This window comes from Paenibacillus sp. J22FR21, assembly GCF_056269135.1.
This window is the reverse complement of the sequence record NZ_JBWDNJ010000003.1, coordinates 413,553-436,865: the sequence shown is the minus strand read 5'-3', so window position 1 is coordinate 436,865 and position 23,313 is coordinate 413,553. Positions and strand designations below refer to the sequence as shown.

Annotated in this window: 21 protein-coding genes and 1 pseudogene; 7 read left to right on the top strand and 15 right to left on the bottom strand. The window is 50.0% G+C overall.

Annotated elements, in window-relative coordinates; genetic code table 11:
* The first annotated feature begins 77 nt into the window (after positions 1 to 77).
* Positions 78 to 712: pseudogene (locus AC0YNS_RS12655) on the top strand (pyridoxamine 5'-phosphate oxidase family protein).
* An 83-nt stretch (positions 713 to 795) separates the two neighbouring features.
* On the opposite strand, the gene AC0YNS_RS12650 reads toward AC0YNS_RS12655, so the two are convergent.
* Together AC0YNS_RS12650 and AC0YNS_RS12645 are read right to left on the bottom strand one after the other, a co-directional pair.
* Positions 796 to 1,338, bottom strand: coding sequence for a hypothetical protein (locus AC0YNS_RS12650; RefSeq protein WP_475781343.1), 543 nt, complete (start codon positions 1,336 to 1,338; stop codon positions 796 to 798).
* Positions 1,339 to 1,441: 103 nt separating this feature from the next.
* Positions 1,442 to 2,227, bottom strand: coding sequence for a helix-turn-helix domain-containing protein (locus tag AC0YNS_RS12645; protein ID WP_475781875.1), 786 nt, complete (start codon positions 2,225 to 2,227; stop codon positions 1,442 to 1,444).
* Between the two features lie 225 nt (positions 2,228 to 2,452).
* On the opposite strand from AC0YNS_RS12645, the gene AC0YNS_RS12640 reads away from it, so the two are divergent.
* Entirely contained in the window at positions 2,453 to 3,757 is a 1,305-nt protein-coding gene (locus tag AC0YNS_RS12640) for an aminotransferase class I/II-fold pyridoxal phosphate-dependent enzyme (RefSeq protein ID WP_475781342.1), read from the top strand.
* 100 nt (positions 3,758 to 3,857) lie between these two features.
* Here AC0YNS_RS12640 and glgD read toward each other — a convergent pair whose 3' ends face one another.
* The 6 genes from glgD to AC0YNS_RS12610 all read right to left on the bottom strand — a co-directional run bounded on the left by glgD (position 3,858) and on the right by AC0YNS_RS12610 (position 11,025).
* The gene (gene glgD / locus AC0YNS_RS12635; protein WP_475781341.1) at positions 3,858 to 4,928 is read right to left on the bottom strand and encodes a glucose-1-phosphate adenylyltransferase subunit GlgD; all 1,071 of its coding nucleotides are present in this window, start codon (positions 4,926 to 4,928) and stop codon (positions 3,858 to 3,860) included.
* On the bottom strand, positions 4,904 to 6,067 hold the full coding sequence (locus tag AC0YNS_RS12630; protein WP_475781340.1) for a glucose-1-phosphate adenylyltransferase: 1,164 nt from the start codon (positions 6,065 to 6,067) through the stop codon (positions 4,904 to 4,906). Before AC0YNS_RS12630 ends, glgD begins: the two co-directional genes overlap by 25 nt.
* A gap of 611 nt (positions 6,068 to 6,678) precedes the next feature.
* Positions 6,679 to 7,923, bottom strand: a complete 1,245-nt coding sequence (locus AC0YNS_RS12625; protein ID WP_475781339.1) for an ABC transporter permease — start codon at positions 7,921 to 7,923, stop codon at positions 6,679 to 6,681.
* On the bottom strand, positions 7,907 to 8,683 hold the full coding sequence (locus tag AC0YNS_RS12620) for an ABC transporter ATP-binding protein (protein WP_475781874.1): 777 nt from the start codon (positions 8,681 to 8,683) through the stop codon (positions 7,907 to 7,909). The genes AC0YNS_RS12625 and AC0YNS_RS12620 overlap by 17 nt, the downstream gene beginning before the upstream one ends.
* 116 nt (positions 8,684 to 8,799) lie before the next feature.
* Complete coding sequence (locus AC0YNS_RS12615) at positions 8,800 to 10,032, bottom strand: S-layer homology domain-containing protein (protein WP_475781338.1); 1,233 nt, start codon at positions 10,030 to 10,032, stop codon at positions 8,800 to 8,802.
* A 156-nt stretch (positions 10,033 to 10,188) separates the two neighbouring features.
* The gene (locus AC0YNS_RS12610) at positions 10,189 to 11,025 is read right to left on the bottom strand and encodes a phytanoyl-CoA dioxygenase family protein (protein WP_475781337.1); all 837 of its coding nucleotides are present in this window, start codon (positions 11,023 to 11,025) and stop codon (positions 10,189 to 10,191) included.
* A gap of 128 nt (positions 11,026 to 11,153) precedes the next feature.
* Between AC0YNS_RS12610 and AC0YNS_RS12605 the strand changes: the two genes are divergently transcribed.
* Both AC0YNS_RS12605 and desA read left to right on the top strand, forming a co-directional pair.
* Complete coding sequence (locus AC0YNS_RS12605) at positions 11,154 to 11,993, top strand: helix-turn-helix domain-containing protein (protein WP_475781336.1); 840 nt, start codon at positions 11,154 to 11,156, stop codon at positions 11,991 to 11,993.
* Positions 11,994 to 12,283: 290 nt separating this feature from the next.
* Positions 12,284 to 13,282: a Delta(5) desaturase DesA gene (gene desA, locus AC0YNS_RS12600; RefSeq protein ID WP_475781335.1), complete on the top strand. Its 999-nt coding sequence runs from the start codon at positions 12,284 to 12,286 to the stop codon at positions 13,280 to 13,282.
* An 82-nt stretch (positions 13,283 to 13,364) separates the two neighbouring features.
* Here the strand turns inward: desA and AC0YNS_RS12595 are convergent, their stop codons facing one another.
* The 3 genes from AC0YNS_RS12595 to AC0YNS_RS12585 all read right to left on the bottom strand — a co-directional run bounded on the left by AC0YNS_RS12595 (position 13,365) and on the right by AC0YNS_RS12585 (position 16,146).
* The gene (locus AC0YNS_RS12595) at positions 13,365 to 14,777 is read right to left on the bottom strand and encodes a DEAD/DEAH box helicase (protein WP_475781334.1); all 1,413 of its coding nucleotides are present in this window, start codon (positions 14,775 to 14,777) and stop codon (positions 13,365 to 13,367) included.
* 24 nt (positions 14,778 to 14,801) lie between these two features.
* Positions 14,802 to 15,575 carry an SDR family NAD(P)-dependent oxidoreductase gene (locus AC0YNS_RS12590; protein WP_475781333.1) on the bottom strand — a complete coding sequence of 258 codons (774 nt, stop codon included), beginning with the start codon at positions 15,573 to 15,575 and terminating at the stop codon, positions 14,802 to 14,804.
* Between the two features lie 109 nt (positions 15,576 to 15,684).
* Positions 15,685 to 16,146, bottom strand: coding sequence for a chemotaxis protein CheX (locus tag AC0YNS_RS12585; protein WP_475781332.1), 462 nt, complete (start codon positions 16,144 to 16,146; stop codon positions 15,685 to 15,687).
* Between the two features lie 153 nt (positions 16,147 to 16,299).
* Between AC0YNS_RS12585 and AC0YNS_RS12580 the strand changes: the two genes are divergently transcribed.
* Complete coding sequence (locus tag AC0YNS_RS12580) at positions 16,300 to 17,304, top strand: zinc dependent phospholipase C family protein (RefSeq protein WP_475781331.1); 1,005 nt, start codon at positions 16,300 to 16,302, stop codon at positions 17,302 to 17,304.
* A 2-nt stretch (positions 17,305 to 17,306) separates the two neighbouring features.
* Here the strand turns inward: AC0YNS_RS12580 and AC0YNS_RS12575 are convergent, their stop codons facing one another.
* Positions 17,307 to 18,317 carry an HRDC domain-containing protein gene (locus tag AC0YNS_RS12575; RefSeq protein WP_475781330.1) on the bottom strand — a complete coding sequence of 337 codons (1,011 nt, stop codon included), beginning with the start codon at positions 18,315 to 18,317 and terminating at the stop codon, positions 17,307 to 17,309.
* 251 nt (positions 18,318 to 18,568) lie between these two features.
* Here AC0YNS_RS12575 and AC0YNS_RS12570 point away from each other — a divergent pair, with 251 nt between their 5' ends.
* Positions 18,569 to 18,865 carry a DUF3055 domain-containing protein gene (locus tag AC0YNS_RS12570; protein ID WP_475781329.1) on the top strand — a complete coding sequence of 99 codons (297 nt, stop codon included), beginning with the start codon at positions 18,569 to 18,571 and terminating at the stop codon, positions 18,863 to 18,865.
* An 85-nt stretch (positions 18,866 to 18,950) separates the two neighbouring features.
* Positions 18,951 to 19,211 carry a hypothetical protein gene (locus AC0YNS_RS12565; RefSeq protein WP_475781328.1) on the top strand — a complete coding sequence of 87 codons (261 nt, stop codon included), beginning with the start codon at positions 18,951 to 18,953 and terminating at the stop codon, positions 19,209 to 19,211.
* A 65-nt stretch (positions 19,212 to 19,276) separates the two neighbouring features.
* Here the strand turns inward: AC0YNS_RS12565 and AC0YNS_RS12560 are convergent, their stop codons facing one another.
* From AC0YNS_RS12560 to AC0YNS_RS12550, 3 genes are all read right to left on the bottom strand, one after another.
* The gene (locus AC0YNS_RS12560) at positions 19,277 to 21,751 is read right to left on the bottom strand and encodes a glycoside hydrolase family 38 N-terminal domain-containing protein (RefSeq protein ID WP_475781327.1); all 2,475 of its coding nucleotides are present in this window, start codon (positions 21,749 to 21,751) and stop codon (positions 19,277 to 19,279) included.
* A gap of 171 nt (positions 21,752 to 21,922) precedes the next feature.
* Entirely contained in the window at positions 21,923 to 22,588 is a 666-nt protein-coding gene (gene wrbA, locus AC0YNS_RS12555; RefSeq protein WP_475781326.1) for an NAD(P)H:quinone oxidoreductase, read from the bottom strand.
* Between the two features lie 56 nt (positions 22,589 to 22,644).
* Positions 22,645 to 23,181 carry an NAD(P)H-dependent oxidoreductase gene (locus AC0YNS_RS12550; RefSeq protein WP_475781325.1) on the bottom strand — a complete coding sequence of 179 codons (537 nt, stop codon included), beginning with the start codon at positions 23,179 to 23,181 and terminating at the stop codon, positions 22,645 to 22,647.
* Between the last annotated feature and the right edge of the window lie 132 nt (positions 23,182 to 23,313).

The window sequence follows — 23,313 nt, the reverse complement described above, 5'->3', positions numbered from 1 at the left end:
AATAATCGCAGTATGCTCTTACCTATTAAGTCCGGCGCGCGGGCATTATTGGGATTAGCAATGGAGGGGGAGCAACGATGCGCAGAAAAGAATTTGCGATGAACGAAGCAGAGAACCACGAGGAATTGGAGAGTTTTCTCCAGGAGATGAGCTTTGGGTTTCTGGGAACCGTTTCAGCAAACGGCGAGCCTAACATGACTCCGCTAAACTTCGTCTATGTAAACGGGAGCATCTATTTTCACGGAAGCAGAGCCGGCGAGAAAATGCACAATTAAAGGCTGACCAACGCGTTAGCTTCATGGCCGCCAAAGAATATGCGATCATTCCCTCGTATTTCACCGATCCGCTGATGGCTTGTCCGGCAACGGCTTTCTTCAAATCCGTCCGCGTGGATGGCTGCGCTGTCGTGGTCGATGATCCGAATGAGAAAGCAGAAGCTCTCGAAGCTCTCATGCGCAAGCTGCAGCCGGAAGGCGGCTACAAAACGATTGATGCCAGCGACCCCGACTACATCCCGCGTCTGAAAGGCGTTGCCGTCGTACGGATCGATGCCGACCGGATGACAGGGAAGTTCAAATTCGGACAGAACCTCAAGGAAGCTGAGAAAACAACGATTACAGACCGGCTGGCTGAGCGCGATCTTCCGATGGACGCGGAGACAATCGCCATGATGCACCGCTACTGCCCGCATGCGAAGGCCATCGGGGACTGAACGGGAAAGCGACGACAGCCTCTACAGCGCACAGCACAGCAGAACAAGGCAGCCACCCGGCTGCCTTGTTCTCATACCTACCCTTATTTCTTCTGTGCTGTTGAGCATTGAATCGTGGCACGTTGTATCGATTTCCGAAGAACGTTTCGGAAGACCGCAGCGGCCACATTATTATAGTTGCTATAGAAGTCCGAGAGATCGTCATTATAGAACTGAACGACAAAGACTTTAAACACGGGAAATACAGATATAAGGCCGAACGTATTCCTAACTGCGACGAATTTGAACAGCCTATTCGTGCAAAATGCTCTGCGGAAGAGAATGGCGATGGCACGTGGAGTCAGGTTGCTCGTAATCGGCGTCACCGGCTTGCCTTGGCTGTCTCGCACCCTCACAAAGATCCGATAACTCCCTAAATTTCGGTTCAGCACGAGAAGCGTCGCAAGTGCTTTCGCTTTAAGCGTCCCTTTCACGCGCAGTGTAACCAGATAATTGCCGCTTGCCAATCTACGCAGGGGATCTACTTGTACAAGCGGGTCATTCCCTACAGAATACTTGATTTCGTTAAAGTACGTGAATTCAGGCGCCGATAATGAAATATTGACTTTCTTAGCTATTTCGGCCATATTTTCGCCTCTCTCCGCTCCCTCAGACTATGTCGCATACTATATTATTGATCTCGAATTGCATCAGGAACTGCCTGTACCTATAACGAGCAAAAAAAAGAGCCTATCGGATTTCCGATGGGCTCTTCCCTGTATACTGCTTGAACTGCCTGCTGAAGAAGAATATATCGCGATACCCGAGCGCATCGGCGACTTCCGTCACATTCATGCCGGCATGCATGAGCAAATGCTGCGCCCGATCGATTCGTGTGCGAATCATGTAGTTCTGCACCGATGAACCGATCAGTTCCTTGAACTTGATCGAAAAATATCTCGGCGACAGCTGCGCACGCTGGGCCAAATCTTCCACTCGATGCGCGATCCCGGGGTTTTGCCGAATATAGTTGGCCACCTCATGGATGGCTTCAGTCAATTGATTGCTGACCTTCCGTTCTACAGGACCTTCCAGATCCTCACGCAGCAAGTAAATCATGAGCTGCTTCAGGATCAATTGCGCCTCTTCCTCTGCGGCGAAGGTCTTCACTAGAAACAAACGTACGTAACGGGACAACAGATGCTCGAAATCTACCGTCTCTGCGAGGATCCGATACGATTGCGGCACGACGCTGACAGTCTCGGATACGTCAAAATGAATATACGTCAGAACAAGCGGCTTCTGCGGATTATGAGTCGCACTCGTATAATCCCCAGGCTTAAATAGAAAGCAGCTCCCTTTACTAACCGAGAAAGGCACGCCGTTTAATTGAACTTCTCCGCTGCCGCTCCATACATAGAATAAGTCGTAATTCGCCAGCGGTTTTTCGCGCTTTTGCCACTTCCATCCCGGCTCGCAGACGATTTTGGCTAACGCGGGTTTTAATTGAAAAGATGTCGGCGCACAGTGCAGCATCTCAGCTTCCTCCGTTTGCAAAAACAATATCGTTGTCATCATACAATACTGCGATTCCTTTGCCAATATGGACACCATGCAAGAAGGACGACTCTCACGAAATAATTGTTGCAAAAAAGTGTTTGTAACATGGCCTTCCACTCCCAAACAGTGATATAATATCTCCTAAACGGTTTCCAATGGGGACCAAATGAGAATGAAACGCCGGAAGGATGAATGAAGTCGATGAACCCACTTGCCCAGCAATTGAACGCGACGATTGAGCGAGAGAATGGTCATGTATTCGCCATGTTGTCAACACTCGGTAAAGCTATTTATTTCCCGAAGGAAGGCATTTTGAGCCAATCTGCCGAAGCAAAAGCGAAGGCGAAGAAGTACAATGCAACAATTGGTATTGCCATTGAGAACGGCCAGCCTATGCATTTGAAGGTCATTCAAGACACGCTCTCCGCTTATAATCCGAAGGATCTCTATGAATATGCACCACCGGCAGGCAAGCCGGAGCTGCGCTCCGCATGGCGCAGCAAAATGCTGAAGGAGAACCCTTCGCTTGCCAATAAGAACTACGGCAACCCTGTCGTGACGAACGCACTGACGCATGGCCTCAGCATTGTAGCGGATCTGTTCGCAGATGCAGGGGACGCGGTTATTATTCCGAACAAGAACTGGGAAAATTACGAACTGACCTTCGGCATTCGCCGCGGCGCCGAGATCGTCCAATATCCGCTGTACAACAACGAGAACCGCTTCAACAGCGACGGACTCCGCGAAGCATTGCTTGCTCAGAAGAGCAAAGGCAAAGCGATCGTCGTGCTCAACTTCCCGAACAACCCAACGGGTTACACACCGGGCGCGCAAGAAGGCGCTGAAATCGTTGCTGCAATCCGCGATGCGGCAGAAGCCGGCATCAACGTTGTAGTCGTTACCGACGATGCATACTTCGGTCTGTTCTTCGAAGGTTCGATGCATGAATCACTGTTTGGCCAATTGTCCGATCTACACCCTCGCGTGCTGCCGATCAAAGTCGACGGCGCGACGAAGGAAGAATACGTATGGGGCTTCCGCGTAGGGTTCATTACGTATGCAGGTGCTTCCGATGCCGTGCTTGCTGCGCTTGAGCAGAAGACACTCGGCATTATCCGTGCGACAATTTCGAGCGGCCCGCATCCGTCCCAAACCTTCGTGCTTCACGCGCTGCAATCGAAGGACTTCGAACCCCAGAAGGAAGAGAAGTACGCGATTATGAAAGGTCGCGCCAATCGAGTGAAAGAACTACTCGACAGCGGCCGCTACGGCGATGTTTGGTCCTACTATCCGTTCAACTCCGGCTACTTCATGTGCCTCAAGCTGAACAATGTGGAAGCTGAAACCGTCCGTAAACGTCTGCTCGACACCTACGAAATCGGTACAATCGCACTTGGCGAAACCGACCTTCGCGTAGCCTTCTCTTGCATTGAAGAAGAGAACCTCGAAGAGCTGTTCGATACCATCTACAAAGCCGTTCAAGATGTCGCGGTTGCCAGCAAATAACTAGCAGCTCCTGCTTTCAATAAGCAAGAAGGGCAATGAGAGAAAGTCATGTTAACGACCTTTCCTCACTGCCCTTTTTTGCATGTCGCCGCCAGCCGCTTTAAGCATACCTCTTCGATGACGCCAATCGGACCTCTTTATCCAGGATTTCATGATCCACGAATCCTTCATCGTCGATAACACTGTTGCACATCACAATACTGTCGCGGACGACCGCACCTTTACGTACATGAACCCCTTCGAACAAGATGCTGTTTATTACAGTGCCCTCAATGATACAGCCATTGGCGATGATCGAATTGCTTGCCCTTGAGCCCTCGACATAACGTGCAGGCGGCTCGTCATTAAGCTTCGTTATGATACTCCCCTGTTGAGCAAACAGACCTCTTCGAATGCCGGGACGCAGCAGCTGCATGCTGTTCTCATAATAGCTGGCCAGCGTATTGACCACACCTAGGCAGCCTTCATGTATATAGCTCTGAATATGCAGCTGGTCGACCCCGCCCATGATGGCATGCTCCACGAGATGATCCTGCCCTTGCGCCAAGGAAGTATCGACCAAATCAAGCAGCAGCTCTTTACGCATGATGTACATTTCCATAGAAATCAGATCATGGTCCGCTTCATCGGACATCGGTGCAATGGAGGTGATACGGCCGCCTGCATCGGTCTTGACCTTCCTTGCTTTTCCGCCCAAGAGGTTGTTCGACTGCTTGCAAATGACCGTAATATCCGCCCCGCTTGCCTGATGTGCAGCCAATACAGGCTTAAAATCAACGTTACAGATCATATAACCGCGTGTAATTAAAACATATTCGCAGGAATGATGCTTAAAGTAGTCCTGATTCTCATAGAAATGATACAGATCACCACGGTTCGTTTCATGCGCATGTTCCATAATATTAGGCGGAATAATGGATAACCCGCTTTCAGGGTGCTCAAGATCCCAGTGTTTACCCGAATCAAGATGATCCATCAGGCCGCGATATTTCGTATGCGCGAAAATGCCAACCTTCGTAATGCCGGAATTCGCCATACTCGATAGTACAAAATCAATCAGCCGATATTGGCCGCCGAAAGGAACAGACGCTAAGCAACGATTCGCCGTAAGAGACCCCATTTCATCCGGTGCATGGATGAGATTGATTATGCCGAGAATATTTGCTTGCACAGCTGCTCTACCTCCGTCATGGATTGATTCACAACCGTAACCTCACTGAATTCAGGACCGCCTATCGAAGCACCATCGGGAATAACGGTTCCCTCTGCGATAATTGCTTTATAAATGCTGACTCCCTTGCCTATCTGCACGCCGGGCATAATAACCGAATCCTGAATTCGGCTGTCTCGCCCCACCTGAACGTCACAGAAGAGTACGGAACCGACCACTGTTCCTTCCACAGTGCAGCCTTCCGTAACGAGCGAATTCGAAATCTTTGCCCCAGCTGCCGCAAAATGTGCCGGACGATTCGGCTGAACCGAATAGATTGGCCAATTATAATCGTTCAAATCAAGTGATGGTGTCTTCGCTAACAGATCCATGTTCGCTTCCCATAAGCTCTCAAGTGTGCCGACATCCTTCCAATACCCGTCAAACGTATAGGAATCCAGCTTCATCCCATCATCGAGCATGGCCGGGATAATGTCTTTACCGAAATCATTACCCGAAAGTTCATTAGCTTCATCACGAATCAAGTATTTCTTAAGGGCTGACCACTTGAATATATAAACGCCCATCGAGGCAAGGTTGCTCGTAGGGACTTTCGGCTTCTCTACGAAGGAAGTAATGGCCCCTGAATCGTCGACATGCATAATGCCAAACCGGCTTGCTTCTTTCAGGTCTACTTGGAGACATGCGATGGTAACGTCAGCGCCGCGCGCCTCATGCTGCTCCAGCATCCGGTTGTAATCCATTTTATAGATGTGATCGCCGGAGATAACAAGTACATATTCAGGCTCATACTGTTCGATAAATCCGATATTTTGATAGATGGCATTTGCCGTGCCTTTATACCATTTGCCGCCTTTTTGTTTCATATAAGGAGGAAGAATAGACATGCCGCCATCGCGTCTATCAAGCCCCCATGGGCTGCCGTTGCCCAAATAACCATTCAATACAAGAGGCTGATATTGCGTCAGCACACCCACCGTGTCAATGCCGGAATGTACACAGTTGCTTAACGTGAAGTCAATGATTCTATACTTCCCTCCGAAATGAACTGCAGGCTTCGCCAACTCCTGTGTAAGTACGCCTAATCGCTTTCCTTCGCCTCCAGCAAGAAGCATAGCAACCATTCTTTTTTTGCTCATCAACAACATCTTCTCCTTCTCTAATCAAGCTTACGTTCCAAACAATATAGCTTTATTTACATATACAATTTTCCATATATTTGAAAACAGAAAATTGCATTACAATCCGGATTTAAATTATTAAACTAGGTCTAATTGGTTATCTGCTAGGTTTGAGAACAGCTCTCAATTCGTTATTCAGTATACCTTCCAGCCATAAACTTTGAATCCTACTTCCAGCATATTCGTGCCCTACGATTCGACAGTGCCGCTTCTCAGTGATGTCGAACAGCACAAGTCGCCATTCTTGCAATGGATAAAATAATCTATGTACGATTGTATTATTTATTCTTTTCCGTCCATTTTTTCACAGAACGTCCATATAAATTGTTGTTTCTTTTTCCCCCTGCATAAAACTGTCATTTTCCATAAAACCCCTGCAGGCACGTTCGTTGTCGAAAAGAATTTGCATAATCGCACCTCTATTTCGTTTGAATTTCCGGATGAAGCGCTGCCACAAATACTAGTCTCCTTTAAACGACGCTATATTGACGAATTGTCGTAATTTTTCATAGAAAAAGAAGCAACCTTAGTCCTATTGATAACGGACCAAGATTGCTTCCCAAATTATTCTAATCCTCATCTGGATCAAACACGAGTTTGCGCTTCACTCTTCCCGGCCGTAACGCCAAGACGTAGAGCAGCGACAACGCAAGCGAGGTTAACGCCTGTACCACGAGCCCTTGTGAAGGCAGCAGTACGATCTGCGGAAGCCAGATGATAATGGCGCACAAGAGCGCAGCCATACGATCGACGCGCACTACTGCATCATAACGAGTCTGCTCCGGCAGCGGGTAGACATGCCGCCAGACCGAATGCCGGTGCGCCTGCGTAAGCGCGCTCAACTGAACCCCGCTCAACCAGACGAACAGAATGCAGACGCCGGCCGATCCCCAGCCTGACCACAGGCCGGAATAGGCAGACAAGATGCCTGTGAATACACCAAGTCCTGTTAAGCGCAGCAATATGCCGCCAAGCTCGGTACGGATCAGTGTAAATGTATAGAGATAAACAAAGGCATGTTCCCTGCGGTACCGAATCCGCCTTGCAATCCAGGACGCATAAGGCCGTGACTTGACCGCTGCCGATTCTGTCGGCACATCCGTGAAAGCCCCGAAGAAAACATCATACCTCCGCCGAGTGCGTTTCTCTTCCTCAATGAGCAGCAGCCATGGAATCGGATAACGCGGCATGCGCAAGTACAGAAGTCCGAAGAGACAACCGACAACTGCGAGATAAATCGCCGTCTTCCATATCTCGGTATGCAGCAGCGCCGCGACGCCTACCGCTGTGGCGGACCAGCGCAGCAGCCGAATGCTGCGCCTGCTTCCTGCATGAACAAGCTGGCGCTCGCGCCAAGCTGCCCCCATGTGCAGCAGCTTCAACAACAGCGCGGCAACTACGATTATGATGCTGCTTGTCTGACCATGCGCCGCAATGTAAAGCGGAATATAGATGCCGCACATCAACAGAACAGCAGCCATGATGCCCATGCCATTATAACGAAAGGAACGTCTTAGATAAGACGGCAGCTGCGCTTCACGCGGTACCAGAAACACCACATCTGCCTCACGCAGCCATGTCCGCAAGGGACTCCAGCATACGAACGGCGTCAGCACGACTACGCCAACAATCGTTATCGGGAAGGTAGCCGGCATATTACGCAGCAGCATTCCGTACCCGGCTAACCCGGCCAGCAGCAGCATGATCGTTACACCCGGCAGTCCACTCTGAACAATATAGCGAAAATAAGGCAATGCTCCGCGCCAGAACGTGCTTGAGCGCGTACGCCATAACGAATCAACCGATCGCTCCATTTGCCCCTCCACCTGCCACGAGACGGTAAAAGGCTTCTTCCAGCGAACCGGCTCTGCTCTCACGCGGCATCCCGGCTGCCTCGCACACATCCTGCAGCGTGCCTTGTGCAACAACAGCGCCTTGATGCAGCACGATAAACCGGCTGCAATACGATTCTACCGTCGATAAGATATGGGAGCTCATAAACACAGAGGAGCCCTCCTTCGTTACCTCGACCAGTTTATCGAGCAGCGAACGAATGCCGAGCGGATCGAGGCCAAGGAACGGCTCGTCAATGACATATAGCGCAGGCCTTGCGAGCAGCGCATTCATGATCATGACCTTCTGCCGCATTCCTTTGGATAAGTGAGCCGCGAAAGCACTTCGCTTCGGCGTCATATAGAACTCATCCAGCAAGTTCTCCGTTCGCTGCTTATACAAGGTTTCTTCCACATTGTAGGCCATGCCCGTCAATGCCAAATGCTCCTCAACCGTCAGCTCATCGAAGAGCAGCGGCGACTCCGGCACATAAGCAAGCGAGCTGCGATACGCTTCGGAATTCTCTGCCAGCGTATGACCGCTAATGCGAATCTCCCCGCTGTGCGGCTGCATCAGACCGAGAATATGCTTGATGGCCGTGCTTTTGCCTGCACCGTTCAGCCCGATGAGTCCAACCATTTCACCCGCACCCACTTCGAATGACAAGTCGTGGAGCACCGGCCTGCGGGGGCTGTATCCGCCTGTTAACCCTTTTACCTCTAAGACTGGCTTCATCGCAATCACCTCTACATTCTCACCCTGATACTACCAAATTTCCGGCAAAATGAAAAATCGCAAGCAAAAAGGCCCCATGCCTGCAGCGATGCAGGTCATGGAGCCCTCTAAGAGCTCGAATATTATAGTACTTTGATGGAATAAACGAGGTTATTAAGGACAGTTAGTTCAACCGCATGACCGGCTACCAGCAATGCTGCGTTGCCAACGATCGCTACGTCAGGAGCCGTGTTAAACACATACGCTTGCGTAGTGCCGTTCTCTGTGCGCGTGATCGAAATCGTTGCGATTTTACCTTGCGCATTCAAGGAATAGGAGTTGAACAAGCCAACTTGAGTTGTAACGGCAGGCTGCTCAGAAGCCAGCTTCGTCACTTCGATGAACACGACTTTGTTTTGGTACGTACGAACAAGAACTTCGTCGCCGGCTTTCAGTGCCGATACCGCAACCTTCACGTTATTACGGAAAATGAAGACGTTCGGGTCAAGCGCAAGCGCCACTTCGGTGTTGTTTGGTTTCACGACTACGATTGCGTTGCTTGCAGGATCCGCCTTCAGCTTACCTGTGATCGCTTGAGCGTCTTGATCCGGAAGCTGCTCATCCGTACGGTCAAGCAGAGCCGCAAGCTCAGCGCGAGTGACTTGTTGGTTCGGACGGAACGAGTTGTCCTCATAGCCTGTGATTAGGCCTTTCTCGATCGCTACTGCAACGTAACCAACAGATCCCGCAGGGATTTTATCCGCGTCGCGGAACTTCAGGTCCGAGTTCACTTTCGCTTTCGCTTCTGCTTCCAAGCCCAATGCTTTCACAAGCAAAGTTGCCGCGAACAAACGAGTTGCAGGCTTGTCCGGTTGAATCGCATCGTCAGTTTCGCTGAACAAGTCTTTCTCAAGCGCTACAGCCACGTAGCCGACTGCCCATGGGTATTTTTTGGCAAGAACATCAGCGTCTTTGAAATGCAGCTTTGTGCTCATTTCAGCCTGCGATTCCGCTTGCTCTTTCAGACCCATCAAACGAACAGCCGCTACGATGGATTCGATGCGCGTAATCTTCTGCTGAGGCTTGAACGTGCCGTCATCATAGCCGTTGAACACGCCTTTGGAAGCCAGACGAATGATGTACTCAAGCGCCCATTTCAGCTCTTTCTCATCCTTGAACTGAAGGTTGATGCCGTGTTTATCATTATCTTTCTTATCATCGTTCTTGTTATTGTTCTTTCCGTTGTTGCTTTGATGATTGCCTTTATCGTCATGTCCTTTGTCGTTACCGTGAGCAAAAGCGCTGCCTGCGCCACCTGCCAGGGTTAGTAACGCCACTGATGTAATTGCCGCCTTTTTCAAAATGGCTGTTTTCATGGTGCTGCCACTCTCCTCGCGAATGCGGTCCGTGCCGCTGTTTTTACTTTCGCTCATATCGTTCGGAGAGTAGCCGAGCATTTAAGGGGGTCATGGTCAAAATAAAGTTCGTCCGTTCGTCAAAAACCGAGGTTTGACGCGGAAAATCAGCTCTTATTATTCCTCAGATGACGAGTATGCAAGCGGGAAATATTGGTTGTCATACAGGTCGCCTTCCTTAGGACGAGGGCCCAGCAGACGAATATTATCGACATTCTGAGTTCTCTTATAAGCCGTTCCTTGCGGAATATAATGCGCAACGATGCTAAGGCGCGGGTCGTTGGAATAATTTTGTCTGGATCCGTGGATCGTATACGAATGGTGGAAGCTCACTTGGCCTGCTTTGAGAATAAGCGGCTCTTCGCGCCATGGCTTCTCATCGACTTCCATTTGTTTCTTCACTGCTTCAAGCTCCGTGTTGAAGAAGCCGTCGGAGTTCAGAAGTCCCCATTTGTGCGAGCCTGGAATCACTTGCATGCAGCCATTGGACAGATCCGTATCCTGCAGCGCAATCCAAGCCGTAACTAAGTTTGTTGTGTTCGTGCATTGCCAGTACACATAATCCTGATGCCAGCCAACGTTGCCAACGGATGTTTGCTCGCCTTTGCCGGTACCCGGCTTGTAGATCGCTTGGTCATACCAAACGCGAACTTCGTTCGTGTTCATCAAGTTTGCCGCCAATTTGCCGAGTTTGCGAGCGGTTACCGTTTTGTACACCTCGTCGTTGATCCACCAAGCATTGTCGATCTTGCGCAGACGGGTCGGATTGTCGCTCGGGAACCATTCCGTAAGCGGGTAAGCGTCACCGTCGAAATCTTGATTCCAAATGCGATCATGCGCTTTGCGCAGCGCTTCTACTTCTTCTGCATCGAAGACAACCGGACTAATCCAGTAGCCGTTTTCCCCGTAAAATTGTTGATCTAGCTTCGCTTGTTCCGCCGTGATAGGTTTCATTGTTTTCGCTATCCCCTTTGACATTCAATTTGTATATCCATACATAGAATATACAGTCATCATCACGATATGTATTGTATGTCTACTTCTCCATTTGTATAATTGTAAGATGAATTGGAGGGGTTAGCATGCATGGCGACAACCAGCCTCGCATCGGCGTAGAGGCTCTGATCAAGTTGGTCGATCAGAACTGGAACCATATTCGTATCCATTCCTGCGGGTTCTGGGAGAACTTAGGCTGGGATGGTCCGGGCAGATGGTTCGAGCTCAATTACTTGACCGGCGGGAGCCAGCTTGTCATCCAAGACGGTCAAGCCGTTCAGTTGAATCAAAGTGACCTGCTTGCTGTGCAAGATACGCTTCGGAACAGCTCCTGCGCAGGCGGACAGTTTCGGCTTTATTATATCGGCTTCTACTCGGACAAAACGGAGATCAATACGGCGTTCCGCGAATTGTTCGCCAGACTGAAGCTGGATACTCGGCCCATGGCGCTTCAAGGGCTGCAGCAGGATTATCAGGCGATCATGGCTGATTTGAACTTAGGACGGCAGGATTCGGTCCTTGTGAAGCAGCATTTCCTGCATTTACTCGTGCGCATCTATCATGGTGCGGCGCAAACCTCGCAAAGTGCCCATCATAAACTCATTCATGCGGTCATGAATGACTTGCATGAACGAGTAAATAATGCAGGCGAGCGGCTGCTGCTTAGCGAAATTGCAGCGCGTTATTCGCTGAACGAACGCTATCTCAATCAGCTGTTCAAGCAAGAAACCGGCGTCACGATCGGTATCTATATGAATGCAATCCGCCTCGAGCAGGCCAAACGGCTGCTCGAAACGACATCGATGCCGATCACGGCCATCGCGCACGCCGCCGGATTCTACGACGGCGCGCATTTCAGCCGCACGTTCAAGGGCAAGGAAGGCGTTTCACCGCAAGAATATCGGGCGATGCAGCGGAATGGCTAAACCATCACGGACCCGTCGCCTCTTAGTGGACGCGATATGCAGTCTCAGGCTACCTCTCTTGATTACTTTTCCCCGCTTCCTCAACTACCTCACACAGTTACCTCTCTCCTCTCTACCGCCAACCTCTGCACACTCCCACCAGCTTTCTTCCAGCCCGGCCTGAAATGACAGTCCCCGCCCCGAGTCGTGGTGAATAATGGACCTGCGGCGGATTTCCCGTGAAACGATACGTAATAAGATTAGTCCCAGGAACGGTATGCCACCGTGCATCGCAACTTAGGAGGCCATTCATGAACCAGGTCAAAATCTCACAATTGAAACAATCGATCACCCCATACGAGAAACCTCATACGAAATCGAGCCTCATTCAGCTTGCCAATACACTGGGTCCACTTCTTCTCCTCTGGTATGCAGCCTACGCGAGTCTTTCTCTATCCTATTGGATCTCGCTTCCGCTAACCTTCGTCGCTGCCGGATTTTTAGTCCGGACGTTCATTATTTTTCACGACTGCTGCCATCAATCTTTCTTTAGAAACCGTAAAGCCAATGATATCCTTGGCACCGTCTTAGGCGTGATGACCCTCTTTCCCTACCATCAATGGAAGCAAAGCCACTCCATTCATCATGCCACGAGCGGGAACTTGGATAAGCGCGGGACCGGCGATATGTGGATACTCACAGTAAACGAATATAACGCTGCTCCTTTACGTAAGAAGCTTGCTTACCGCGTTTACAGACATCCATTCGTAACGTTCGTTATCGGGCCGATCTTCGTGTTCCTCTTTACATACCGATTCAACCGCAAAGGCGCAAAACGCAAAGAGCGCCTGAATACGTATTTGACTAATGCATCCGTAATTGCTTTATATGCGTTATTGACCTGGGCGGTTGGTTGGCAAGCCTTCATCTTAGTTCAGGGTCCGATATTCTTCGTCTCCGGCTTGCTGGGCGTGTGGCTGTTCTATGTTCAGCATCAATTCGAGAATTCATATTTCGAGCAAGACGAGGAATGGAACTTCGTCCAAGCTGCCGTCGAAGGAAGCTCCTATTACAAGCTTCCGAAGCTGTTGCAATGGATGACGGGCAATATCGGGTTCCATCACGTCCACCATCTAAGTCCGAAAGTGCCGAACTATCATCTGGAGAAAGCCCATCAAGCCTCTCCACCCTTGCAAAAGGCGACCACAATTACGATTGGCACGAGTTTAAAGTCGCTTCGATTCCACTTGTGGGACGAAAACAGCAAATCGTTCGTTAGCTTCCGCGATCTTCAGCGTTTGTCCGGCTAATCCCGTGCCGCTCGCCCAAGAACACAGAAAAGACCGCCTCACAAGCAGCATAATGCTGCATCTGAGGCGGCCTTGCTTCGACCTATTGCTGCTCGCCGTCGCGCTTCGCTTTCAGCCACTTCGGCGCGCCTTTGTTCTTGCGCTCGCGCTCTTGATCGCGCTTCGACTTCGTCGGCTTCACCGACTGCTTCGCTGCCGGCTTCGCAGCAGCCTGCGGCCGGCCGGCCGGGGCCGCACCGCCGATTCGCTCGCCGCGCGCCGCTCCGCCGAAGCCAGCTCCGCGCTCCCCGGCTCCACCACTGCTTCGCCCTGCTCCAGCGCTCGCTCCGCCAAAGCCCGCTCCGCGACTGCCCTGCTCCTCACCTGGATTCCACAGCTTCCCGTGAGACATCGTCTTCTCCTGCAGCTCAATACCAAGCTGCTTTCGGAATTTATCCATAATGAACAGCTGATTGCGCGTCACAATGGAAATGACCGTGCCTGGCTTGCCCATCCGGCCCGTACGGCCTGAGCGATGGACATAATGATCCGCATCCAATGCCGGATCAAGATGTACAACCAGCGGCAAATCCACAATATCGAGTCCGCGAGCCGCAACATCCGTTGCGACCAGCAATTGAAGACGACCTTCACGGAAACGAGTCAGCGTCGAAGCACGCTTCTGTTTGTCCGCATCGCCATACAGCGTCTCCACACTAAACCCTTCATAGCTCAGCTTTGCTTCATAATTGGCAATCTCATCCGTCTCGTTAATGAACAGCAGCGCAGCAGTCGGCTTCAGCATCCGAATGAGCTTCCTCGCGGTATCGGCCTTATCCCGACGTTCACATACGACAAAATAATGCTTCACCTGTTTGCCTGCGTTCTGATCCGCCGTCACGTCCACGCGCTGAGGATCCTGCATCCAGCGTGCTTCCACATCGACCATTGCCTGCGGCCTTGTTGCCGAGAAGAACGCAATCTGCCGGTCGCGAACCATGCCCCGCAGCAGCGTTTCCACCTCGACAGTCGAGCCCAAATTAAACACTTGATCCGCTTCATCGATAATGACGAGCCGGATATGATGCAGCTTTAGCTTGCCGGACTTCACAATTTCATGAATACGTCCCGGCGTACCAATAACAACATGGGGATGCTGGCGCAGCTTCTCGACCTGACGCTGCATCGATGCGCCTCCAATGAGCTGCTGCGTCTTCACGCCAATCGCTTCACCGTAGATTTCGGCAACTCTGAAAATTTGCATCGCCAGCTCCTGCGTCGGCGCAAGCACCATGACCTGCACATCCTGTTTGGTCACATCCACACGCTGAAGCGCGGGCAGCATATACGCAAGCGTTTTACCGGTCCCGGTCTGTGATTTGGCAGATACATCATGCCCTGCTAACAGAACCGGTATGGTTGCCGATTGTACCGGCGTCGGTTTCTCGATTTGATTCGAAATCAGTGTTTCTACCAGCTGCGGATACAGCTGCAATGTTTCCCATGTCACGTTCATCAAACTCCTCATCTGCTTGCTATCCTATTTCCGATTCAACCAGCGCCCTGCGAGCCTGTCTGCCAAACGCGGAAATAATCCATAAATCCGAATACCGATGGATGCCGATCGCGGCAAGTCCACTTCCGGCTTTCTCCGTTTCATCACTTGCACAATCACTTCCGCCACACGCGCCGGCTTCAGCATGAAGCCTTGTACTTTGCTCGCATAATGGCCTTGCGGGTCTGCTATATGTAGAAAAGGGGTATCGATCGGCCCCGGATTAATCGCCGATACATAAATATTCATCGAAGCAAATTCCGATCGCATCGCATTAGTCAGCCCAAGAACGGCATGTTTGGTTGCCGCATAACCGGATGACTTCGATGTGCTAAGTTTCCCAGCCATAGAGGCGACATTAATAATATGGCCCCCGCCTTGCTTTTGCATAATAGGCAGCACTGCCTTGGTACATCGAATAATGCCCATATAGTTCGTATCCATCATCTCATGGAATCGCTCGATCGGAGCATCCGCAAACAGCTCAAATACCCCATAACCCGCATTGTTCAGCAGAATATCGATCCGGCCAAAGTCCTTCGCGATTTGCTGCACCACGCGCTCAACCTCATCATTGTTGGTTACGTCCATCCTATAGCAGCCATTCCGGCCTCCGATCGCATCAGTGGCCTCGCGAAGCTTATCCAGCCGTCGTCCGGTAAGGATCGGAATCGCCCCGGCTGCCGCCAGCAATTTGGCCGTTTCCGCGCCAATCCCGCTCGCCGCGCCGGTAATAAGTACAATCTTCCCATGCAACATCGTGATCACCTGACTTTCAGTTTACTGCAACAGGTACAAATAGGCAAAATAGGACCGCTACTTATGGCCCTAAACACGAAAAAAAGCTCCACTGGGAGCTCGAATCGTGTTACGATGCAATTAGTACCTGGATGTCCAGCTCTCCGATTCCATCCATAATCAGCGGAATGGTTAACGCTTTCGAAGCTTTAAATTCAGTCGCCTGTGATGAAAGTACCAGCTTCGGAGGGGTAATATCGACGCGAACTCCTTGATTGAAGAGCATCGTGCTGGCATTACCGCTAATCATGTTGCCAAGCTCCGATATTGCGCTTTTGCCCATCTCATCCATTTCCGAAATCACATATCCGCCCATCATAGCCGACACCATTTTCAAAGCTACTTCTTCACTTAATCCAAATACAATATCACCGTTCATTTGACCGTTTATACCAATTTGTATCCAAATATAATCATGAGTGAATTTAACTTCTTTCACACCGAGCTGACCAGTGGAAGGCCGAATTTGGATGACTTGTTCGATGACTATTTTAGCGGACTCTAAGAAGGGATTAATATATTCAGCCTTCATCGTGAGGTAGCGCCCCTTTTCGACTTGATTCGATGGCATTCGTCTTTACCAATGATTATACAAGAATTGTTAGGTCAAGTATACTACTCAATTCGAGCTAAAGTTTAAAGATTTGTAGAAATGCGTCGAACAAGAGTCTCAGGGAGGATAACCGTGCCGAATGTATGGACTCATTTTCTATTCGGGCAGCAATGCCTGCAAGTGCTTGGTGAACAGCATCTAATTGCTGCGCCGCACCGAAAAAATATGTTTAATATGGGCTGTCAGGGCCCGGATTTTCTATTCTATCATCACTTCCTGCCTTGGCAGAGAGGGAAAACGATGAGTCAGCTCGGGAGCGAGATGCATCAATTCCACTGCGGCCCCGTTCTTCTGGACTTATTGGATGCTCTGGATAGTACATCTGATGCAGATGCTGCGGCGAGAGACGATGCGCTTGTCTATACGCTGGGTTTTGTGCTGCATCATTTATTGGATCGTGTCATGCATCCTTATGTCTTTAGCCGTTCCGGCTCTCGCAAATGGGATCATCAACGCTTTGAAGTCATCATGGATACACTTATTGTTCGCAAGCTGCTTGGGGCGGAAACGTGGAAGACTGAGGTATGGCGCGAAATTAACAATAAAGGGGAGCTGCCCGCTTCCGTCGTGGATGCGTTCGAGCAGATTGCTGCAGTTCATTATCCGAAGCTTGCACCTCTAATACGCCGTGAATACTGGACCGGCGCCATGCGTGACATGATTGCGGCGCAGCGGTTATTCTATGATCCTACCGGGATCAGACGTTTGCTTACGTTTGGTCAAATCGAACCTTTCGTCTATAAACGCGATCCTTTGCAACTAGATATATTAAACGAGTCCCACGCGCCTTGGCTGGACCCGGTCGATGGGCATACGCTGCATACGGAAAGCGTATGGGATTTGTGGGATGTTGCTTTGGCAGAAGCGACAACGGTCATAAGGGCTATTCTGGCATGGCTTCGAGAGCAAGACCCGCTGGCGCCGATTCTTGGCAGCAGTGAAATTCCTTCCCCCTCCAAACATCAGCTCCGAGAAGCGGTCGTTCAATTGATAGCCAACCGCTCCTACGAAACAGGACTTTCTTGTGACTGTGGGGCATCCATTCAATTCGAAGATCCGATCTGGTCGACGATCTGATCTTAAGATACTTGATTGATCTTCATCCGGCGATAACGAAGGCGAATCAATCTTAAGCGATCATAGATCAGATCAAGTGATTTCCCCTTGCCTTGCACCGCTTCTTCACCATACACACGCTGCAGCACCGGCTTCAGATAGCGGTCACCAACAGCAATCATCGCATCCCAGACAAGCTGCTGCTCCGACTCCGGCATCGATTCCAGCTCTCGCTCGATAAGCGGCTCTATATCGTACCCTTCTGTCTCCAGCTTCTCAATGCGTTCCATGAGATCTCTGCGAGGCAGATCGGTCTGAGCGAGCAGCCCCTCTAAGGAGTTGCCCTCCGCTATTCCGCGAAGCAGCTTCTGCTTCTCCTGCTGGCGATCCATCTGCGATTTATACTTATTTTCCTTCTGCTTATACACCCACTTAATGTAGACCTTAGGATCAATTGCCGTAGATACCCAGTCCAGCGGAAAGCTTCTTTCGCGCTCAAAGGTCCGCGTAATGGCAAGCACTTCTTCCGCATATGCAGCCTGCTTCGTCTCGCCCCATCCGGGTATTTGCAGAAGCTCTTCAGGCTGATGCGGTACAAAACTGCTGATCATCCAGAGCATCCGATTGGATGCGATGAGATAAGCCGATTTCTTTCCCTCCACCGCTTTCAAGCGGCGCCATTCGCGAAGTGCTTCGAACAGAACGGGATCGGTGTTCATTTCCCCATAACATTGAATCATCGAATACAAACTGCCCAGCCCATCCTGACCGCGGCGTTCCTCCAGCATCCCATCAATCAAAGGCGTATAGCCTTCACCCATCTGAACGGCGATGCCATGGCGGAATGCCGTCATCATTTCTTCCCACGAGCTGCCTTCAAACCAAACGGCTTGCTGCTCATCTTGCCCGTTTGCATACGACTCCGTCCAAATAACCGACCATACACCGTTCTGCTCGCAAATGGACAACTGTGCTTGTTCGGCACGGCTGCCTTGTCCTGCTTTCTCAAATGTGTTCAAAAATACGACCTGCATGCAGGTCCACCTCCACCCGAAAATGTGTTTGATCAAACGCCGAAACACCGGAAAACACAAAAAAGCACCTCTAACGCCATAGATATGGCGAAAGAGGTGCTTCCTCACGATGCAACGATTTGATTGCCCAAATCATAGCATAGCCGACTAAGCATGACAAGAGTCAATTTTCCAATTCATGGCTGTGAGCCTGATTGCCCCGCCGCAGAAAGGAATGCTATGATAGATGCAGAATAAAGGAGGAACTCGAAATGCTGCTGCCTGATTATGATTTTATGTCCGATACAACGGAGCAAACAACAACCCGCTTCGTTACTTTTATAACGCCGAACCTGAAGCGGTTCGATCTGGCTATTATGACTACCAACCGGTTCTACGGCAAGAAGCTGATCACAGAATTGCAAAGCGGAAAGACTGCGATCGTCGGTCAAGACGATTTGGACGAAGAGGGCTACCTGGAATTCACGTTTAAATTGACGGAAGAAGAGGCCGCCGATCTTAAACAATTTTTAGAATTTGTGGTGGGAACGGTGCATTTTACCGACTGACCTCGGGTACACTGTAACGGTCATGAAGAAAGGGCTACCGCCTTTTCTTTTATTTAAACCAATAGCCGCCGCAGGAGGAATCTGCATGTTTATGAAAGAAAACCGTCAGCCCTATACAGATTTGAAGTCGGTCGAATCTCAGCGAAACGATCTCAATGCACAAGAGTTTCCCGATGGACCGTATGGTTCGAAGATTGTGTCCGAATCGCTTAGCAAAGGCAAACCGTGGCGAGTCGATCAACGGCCGCCGAATCGGTTTGATTACGAGAACCGCGAGCTGCATGCAGGCATATACCGTGACTACCCCGGTGAGGACGTTTATCCCGATGCAATGGATGAGCCTTAATCACTCTCACAATGAAAACCCGCCAGAGAAGGAAGCACTCTCCTCCTCTGGCGGGTTTTCGCACTTCAATCCTCTTCCATCAGTGAACCCTCGGAAATCGTTCCTTCACGAACAGAAACACGGAAGGTCTTCACCTCAAATGGTGCAAGCACAACGTTGCAAGTGATGCCGAGCATCGGAATCTCCACTTCCGTCTCCCGTGGACTTCCGGTTGGCTCGAACAGGCGAAGCACATAATCATCACTGCGTTCCATTTGCTTGAAGGCTCCCAGTTGAACGACATCATCCTTCAATATAACGAGCGGTTTTATTTTCTCTCCGCGGCCGGATGGGAAGAAAGACAACGCGTAAGGGGCTTCATTACGCTGAACCGCCTCACGATCAATGGCGTTAAGACGCTCATTCGCGGCACCGCCGTTCAGCCAGTACGTAAACTCCCGTTCCCCTTGATCAATGCGCGGTGAGAAACGATCCTGCACAATAAGCGGGCGATCCATAATCGGGTGAGTCGTGTAGCCTGGGCTGCGCAGCAGCGTTGGACGAATTGCACCATCTCTGAAGTCTGAACCATAGGTCCCATTATTAATTAAGGTCAAGGCAGCCTTCTGCTGTGCCGAATGAGCAGCGGTCCACTTCTGCGCCACAGCTTCTTGTCCTGTCGTATCCAGCGTCTGCACACCATACACCGTTTGACCGATATACGCAGCATCCGAGAACATCGTTGGAATGGACAGCTTCAGCATCTTGTCCTTTTCATTCCAGAACACCCGTACATGCACTTCGAGCTCGCTGCCCTGTTTAGGGAGTTTGTACGTAAGAACCAGTTTGGAATTCTGATAAGCAAGAACAGCTTCAACTACAGTTCGCACAGCTCCGTCTTCGACAACCCGAACGGATGGCAGCAATGCATGACGCAATCCGGAGAAATCAGAGCCTGCTCCCTTATCCATCAGCTGAAACGAACCGATATCCGGCTCAAACCGGTTCGTGTCCATCCGCCATGGATCCTCATTATCAGCGACAACGACCGGCTGGAATGCACGTTCCTTCACATACGAAACACCATCTACCAGATAAGCATCAAGCAAGCCTGTACTTGTATTGATAACAGCTTCCATTCGACCGTTCGAGAAACGAATCGCATGCTTGTCGACTTCAAGCTGCGGCTGCGGTTTGGCAGGGAGCATCTCAATTCGGCAATCGAAGCGATTCATCGAAGAAGGCGCGAGCTCCGCATAGAACACGGCACGTTTCCGCCAATCCAGATTAATATTGCTGTGCTCCTTCTCAGGCTGAGAAGGAACTCTCTTGCCGTCTTGATAAACAACGGGCATCGAGAATTCGTCCTTCCAGTTCTGGTCCGCCAGCATAAACTCGCAAGCAAACACACCGGCTACCGGGAATGGATGCGGGTTATAGATGAGAATCGGATATTCGCCTTCCTCTGCCTTCGGTTGTCCGGCTGCTAATGCGAAGAAGGCTCTCGCCTTCAGTCTCGAGACGATTTCAAGTCCATGTCCGAGCAGACGCAGGGATGCATCCTCGGCAGGCTGTACCGATGAGCCCGGTAATATATCATGGAACTGAGCAGTGAGCAGATCATAGGTTGCCTGCTGCAATTCCTCTCTTGGATAGGTAAGTTTGCCGGCAATTGCAGCGGCAGAGAGCATTCTCTCCGTTACATAGAGCTCATTCTCGAGCAAACGATGCTTCTGCTTAATTCGAATGATGGACGTATAACAGCCGACAAACCTTGGATTCAAATCATTCGCATGACTCGGCAATTCTGCCGCCTGCACAGCCAGCTCTGCAAAATATTGCTCCGGAGATGAATGTACGATTTGAACATCGCTCCGCGTTTCCATCAGCTTGCCGATTTCGTCTAAATCGACGCGGGAAGGGCCGCCTCCATGATTGCCAACCCCCCATAACATCAGGCCAAGCGGCTTGCCTTCATGGCTGCTGAGCCAGTTCTCGATGGACTTACGCGCTTGACCCATAAGGGTATTATAGAAATAAGTCTGATGAGCCATCACCTCGGAGCCGTCAAATCCGATCCATCGAAATTCCCGCTCCGGGCCAACCGTATGATCATCGGGACGCATAAACAGATAAGAATCGTAACCGGCTTTGCGCATGAGCTGCACTAAACCGCGGGAATGTCCGAAAGAATCGAAGTTGATTGCCGTAGTCGGCCTTGCGCCGAATTTCTCTGAGAAATAAACTCTGCCATGCAGCATCTGCCTGACGATCGATTCCCCTGAAGGCATATTGCAGTCCGGCTGAAGATACCATCCGCCCATGATATTCCACTTGCCTAGGCGCACCAGCTCTTGAATTTCCTCGAACAATTCAAACTCATATTCCTCTATCCATTTGTAGAGAATCACTTCATTATGATTGAAAACATACCCATCGTATTCCCTGCAAAATTCAGCGGCGGCGCGAAACGTAGAAACTGCAGCGGCAGCGCCCTCTTCCCACTCCCACTGCCATACGGGATCCAAATGCGCATTGCTTAGCAAGTGAAGCTTGGCCATCCGTTCATCCTCCCAGATCGATCGTACCGATGTTTGTTAGAAACAAATAATGTTCCTTTCAAACTTACGATACCTTACAATGGCAAACTTGTATATAACAAAAAAACAATCCTACGGCTACTAACAGCCACGTAGGATTGCTTGTTCTTCATTCCATTTCATTGCGAATGCTTATTGTGCTGCAAATCCGCTCTTTAACGCTCTGGCTATCGTCACATTACGTTTGGCTTGATGTTCGGCAGCAGCGCGAACGTCTTCCTTCATTGCTCCATCTTGATCTACGGATACACTCGTGCCATAAGGATTTCCTCCCGCAACAAATACGGATGGATCTGTAAATCCGGGAGCGACCACGATCGCACCCCAGTGGTACATGGACGTGTACAACTGAAGAATGGTTTGTTCTTGTCCACCATGCGGATTCTGAGCAGAAGTCATGGCGCTCACGACTTTATTCACTGTTTTACCTTGGAACCATAGTCCGCCGGTTGTATCGAGGAACTGTTTCATTTGGGCCGGAAGATTACCGAAGCGAGTCGGCATACTAAAGATAATAACATCCGCCCATTCCACGTCCTCAAGTGTCACAGTCGGGACATCTTTGGTTGCTTCAAGATGACTTTTCCAGGCTGGGTTCGTATCAATGACGGACTGAGGCGCTGTTTCCGGTACTTTTACAATTCTCACATCTGCCCCGGCTTGACGCCCACCTTCAGCCGCCCATTGCGCTAACTGATAGTTAGTTCCATTCGAACTATAATAAATAATGGCTACATTCACTTTTGTTGATGTCATTGGTGTGGTCCCCTTATTAAATAATTTCTGCAAAAAACTCATTGTAGTATCCCTCCAAATTACGTTACTCTATTCAAGCCTTGCTATCCGACTTACAATTATTGCTGAGCAGGCTTCACTGTTCTAAGATAATGCACATAATCGATGCTACTCTGAACTAATCGTTCATTCGTAACGTCTGAAGTATCATTCAGCGAGAAGTGAGGCAGATAAGTAGCACTGATAAACTCAGTCAGCGCCTCTATCGGACGCAGTATTTCTTGCAGTGTAAAGCGATTGAACCCGGTTGGTTGAAATGACTCTGCAGTGCCATAAGTCGAAATAGCTACGCCAATTTCTTTACCTGCCGTTTTGGTGGCATTTGGTCCATAAGCCCAGTTATAAAGCAATACCTTATCGAACCATTTCTTCAATAACGGCGGTGAGCTGTACCAGTACAGGGGATATTGAAAAATAATCCGATCATGCGCTTCAACCAACTTCTGCTCCTTCGGAACATCGATAATCTCGTCAGGATACTCCTTGTATAACTCATGAATCGTAATATCACCTTCGTCTTGAACGGCCTTCAACCAAGCTTTATTCCAGTTGGAGGCTTCAATGTTCGGATGTGTAACGATGATCAAAGTTTTCATTATTGGGTTCATCTCCTTGTTGTATCTTGGTACTTCTACCTATTGAAAGATAGTTAAATGATTGAAGTTTAATCATTTCCTTAATTGAAGAATTCCCGCGCGATCTGCTGCATCTTCACAGCAATATTTTCG

What these genes read in the sequence shown, in the direction of transcription:
- AC0YNS_RS12650 (WP_475781343.1), bottom strand. Translation starts at nt 1,338, where the DNA reads ATGGCCGAAATAGCTAAGAAAGTCAATATTTCATTATCGGCGCCTGAA.
- AC0YNS_RS12645 (WP_475781875.1), bottom strand. Translation starts at nt 2,227, where the DNA reads ATGCTGCACTGTGCGCCGACATCTTTTCAATTAAAACCCGCGTTAGCC.
- AC0YNS_RS12640 (WP_475781342.1), top strand. Translation starts at nt 2,453, where the DNA reads ATGAACCCACTTGCCCAGCAATTGAACGCGACGATTGAGCGAGAGAAT.
- AC0YNS_RS12630 (WP_475781340.1), bottom strand. Translation starts at nt 6,067, where the DNA reads ATGAGCAAAAAAAGAATGGTTGCTATGCTTCTTGCTGGAGGCGAAGGA.
- AC0YNS_RS12625 (WP_475781339.1), bottom strand. Translation starts at nt 7,923, where the DNA reads ATGGAGCGATCGGTTGATTCGTTATGGCGTACGCGCTCAAGCACGTTC.
- AC0YNS_RS12615 (WP_475781338.1), bottom strand. Translation starts at nt 10,032, where the DNA reads ATGAAAACAGCCATTTTGAAAAAGGCGGCAATTACATCAGTGGCGTTA.
- AC0YNS_RS12610 (WP_475781337.1), bottom strand. Translation starts at nt 11,025, where the DNA reads ATGAAACCTATCACGGCGGAACAAGCGAAGCTAGATCAACAATTTTAC.
- AC0YNS_RS12605 (WP_475781336.1), top strand. Translation starts at nt 11,154, where the DNA reads ATGCATGGCGACAACCAGCCTCGCATCGGCGTAGAGGCTCTGATCAAG.
- desA (WP_475781335.1), top strand. Translation starts at nt 12,284, where the DNA reads ATGAACCAGGTCAAAATCTCACAATTGAAACAATCGATCACCCCATAC.
- AC0YNS_RS12595 (WP_475781334.1), bottom strand. Translation starts at nt 14,777, where the DNA reads ATGAACGTGACATGGGAAACATTGCAGCTGTATCCGCAGCTGGTAGAA.
- AC0YNS_RS12590 (WP_475781333.1), bottom strand. Translation starts at nt 15,575, where the DNA reads ATGTTGCATGGGAAGATTGTACTTATTACCGGCGCGGCGAGCGGGATT.
- AC0YNS_RS12585 (WP_475781332.1), bottom strand. Translation starts at nt 16,146, where the DNA reads ATGAAGGCTGAATATATTAATCCCTTCTTAGAGTCCGCTAAAATAGTC.
- AC0YNS_RS12575 (WP_475781330.1), bottom strand. Translation starts at nt 18,317, where the DNA reads ATGCAGGTCGTATTTTTGAACACATTTGAGAAAGCAGGACAAGGCAGC.
- AC0YNS_RS12570 (WP_475781329.1), top strand. Translation starts at nt 18,569, where the DNA reads ATGCTGCTGCCTGATTATGATTTTATGTCCGATACAACGGAGCAAACA.
- AC0YNS_RS12565 (WP_475781328.1), top strand. Translation starts at nt 18,951, where the DNA reads ATGTTTATGAAAGAAAACCGTCAGCCCTATACAGATTTGAAGTCGGTC.
- AC0YNS_RS12560 (WP_475781327.1), bottom strand. Translation starts at nt 21,751, where the DNA reads ATGGCCAAGCTTCACTTGCTAAGCAATGCGCATTTGGATCCCGTATGG.
- wrbA (WP_475781326.1), bottom strand. Translation starts at nt 22,588, where the DNA reads ATGAGTTTTTTGCAGAAATTATTTAATAAGGGGACCACACCAATGACA.
- AC0YNS_RS12550 (WP_475781325.1), bottom strand. Translation starts at nt 23,181, where the DNA reads ATGAAAACTTTGATCATCGTTACACATCCGAACATTGAAGCCTCCAAC.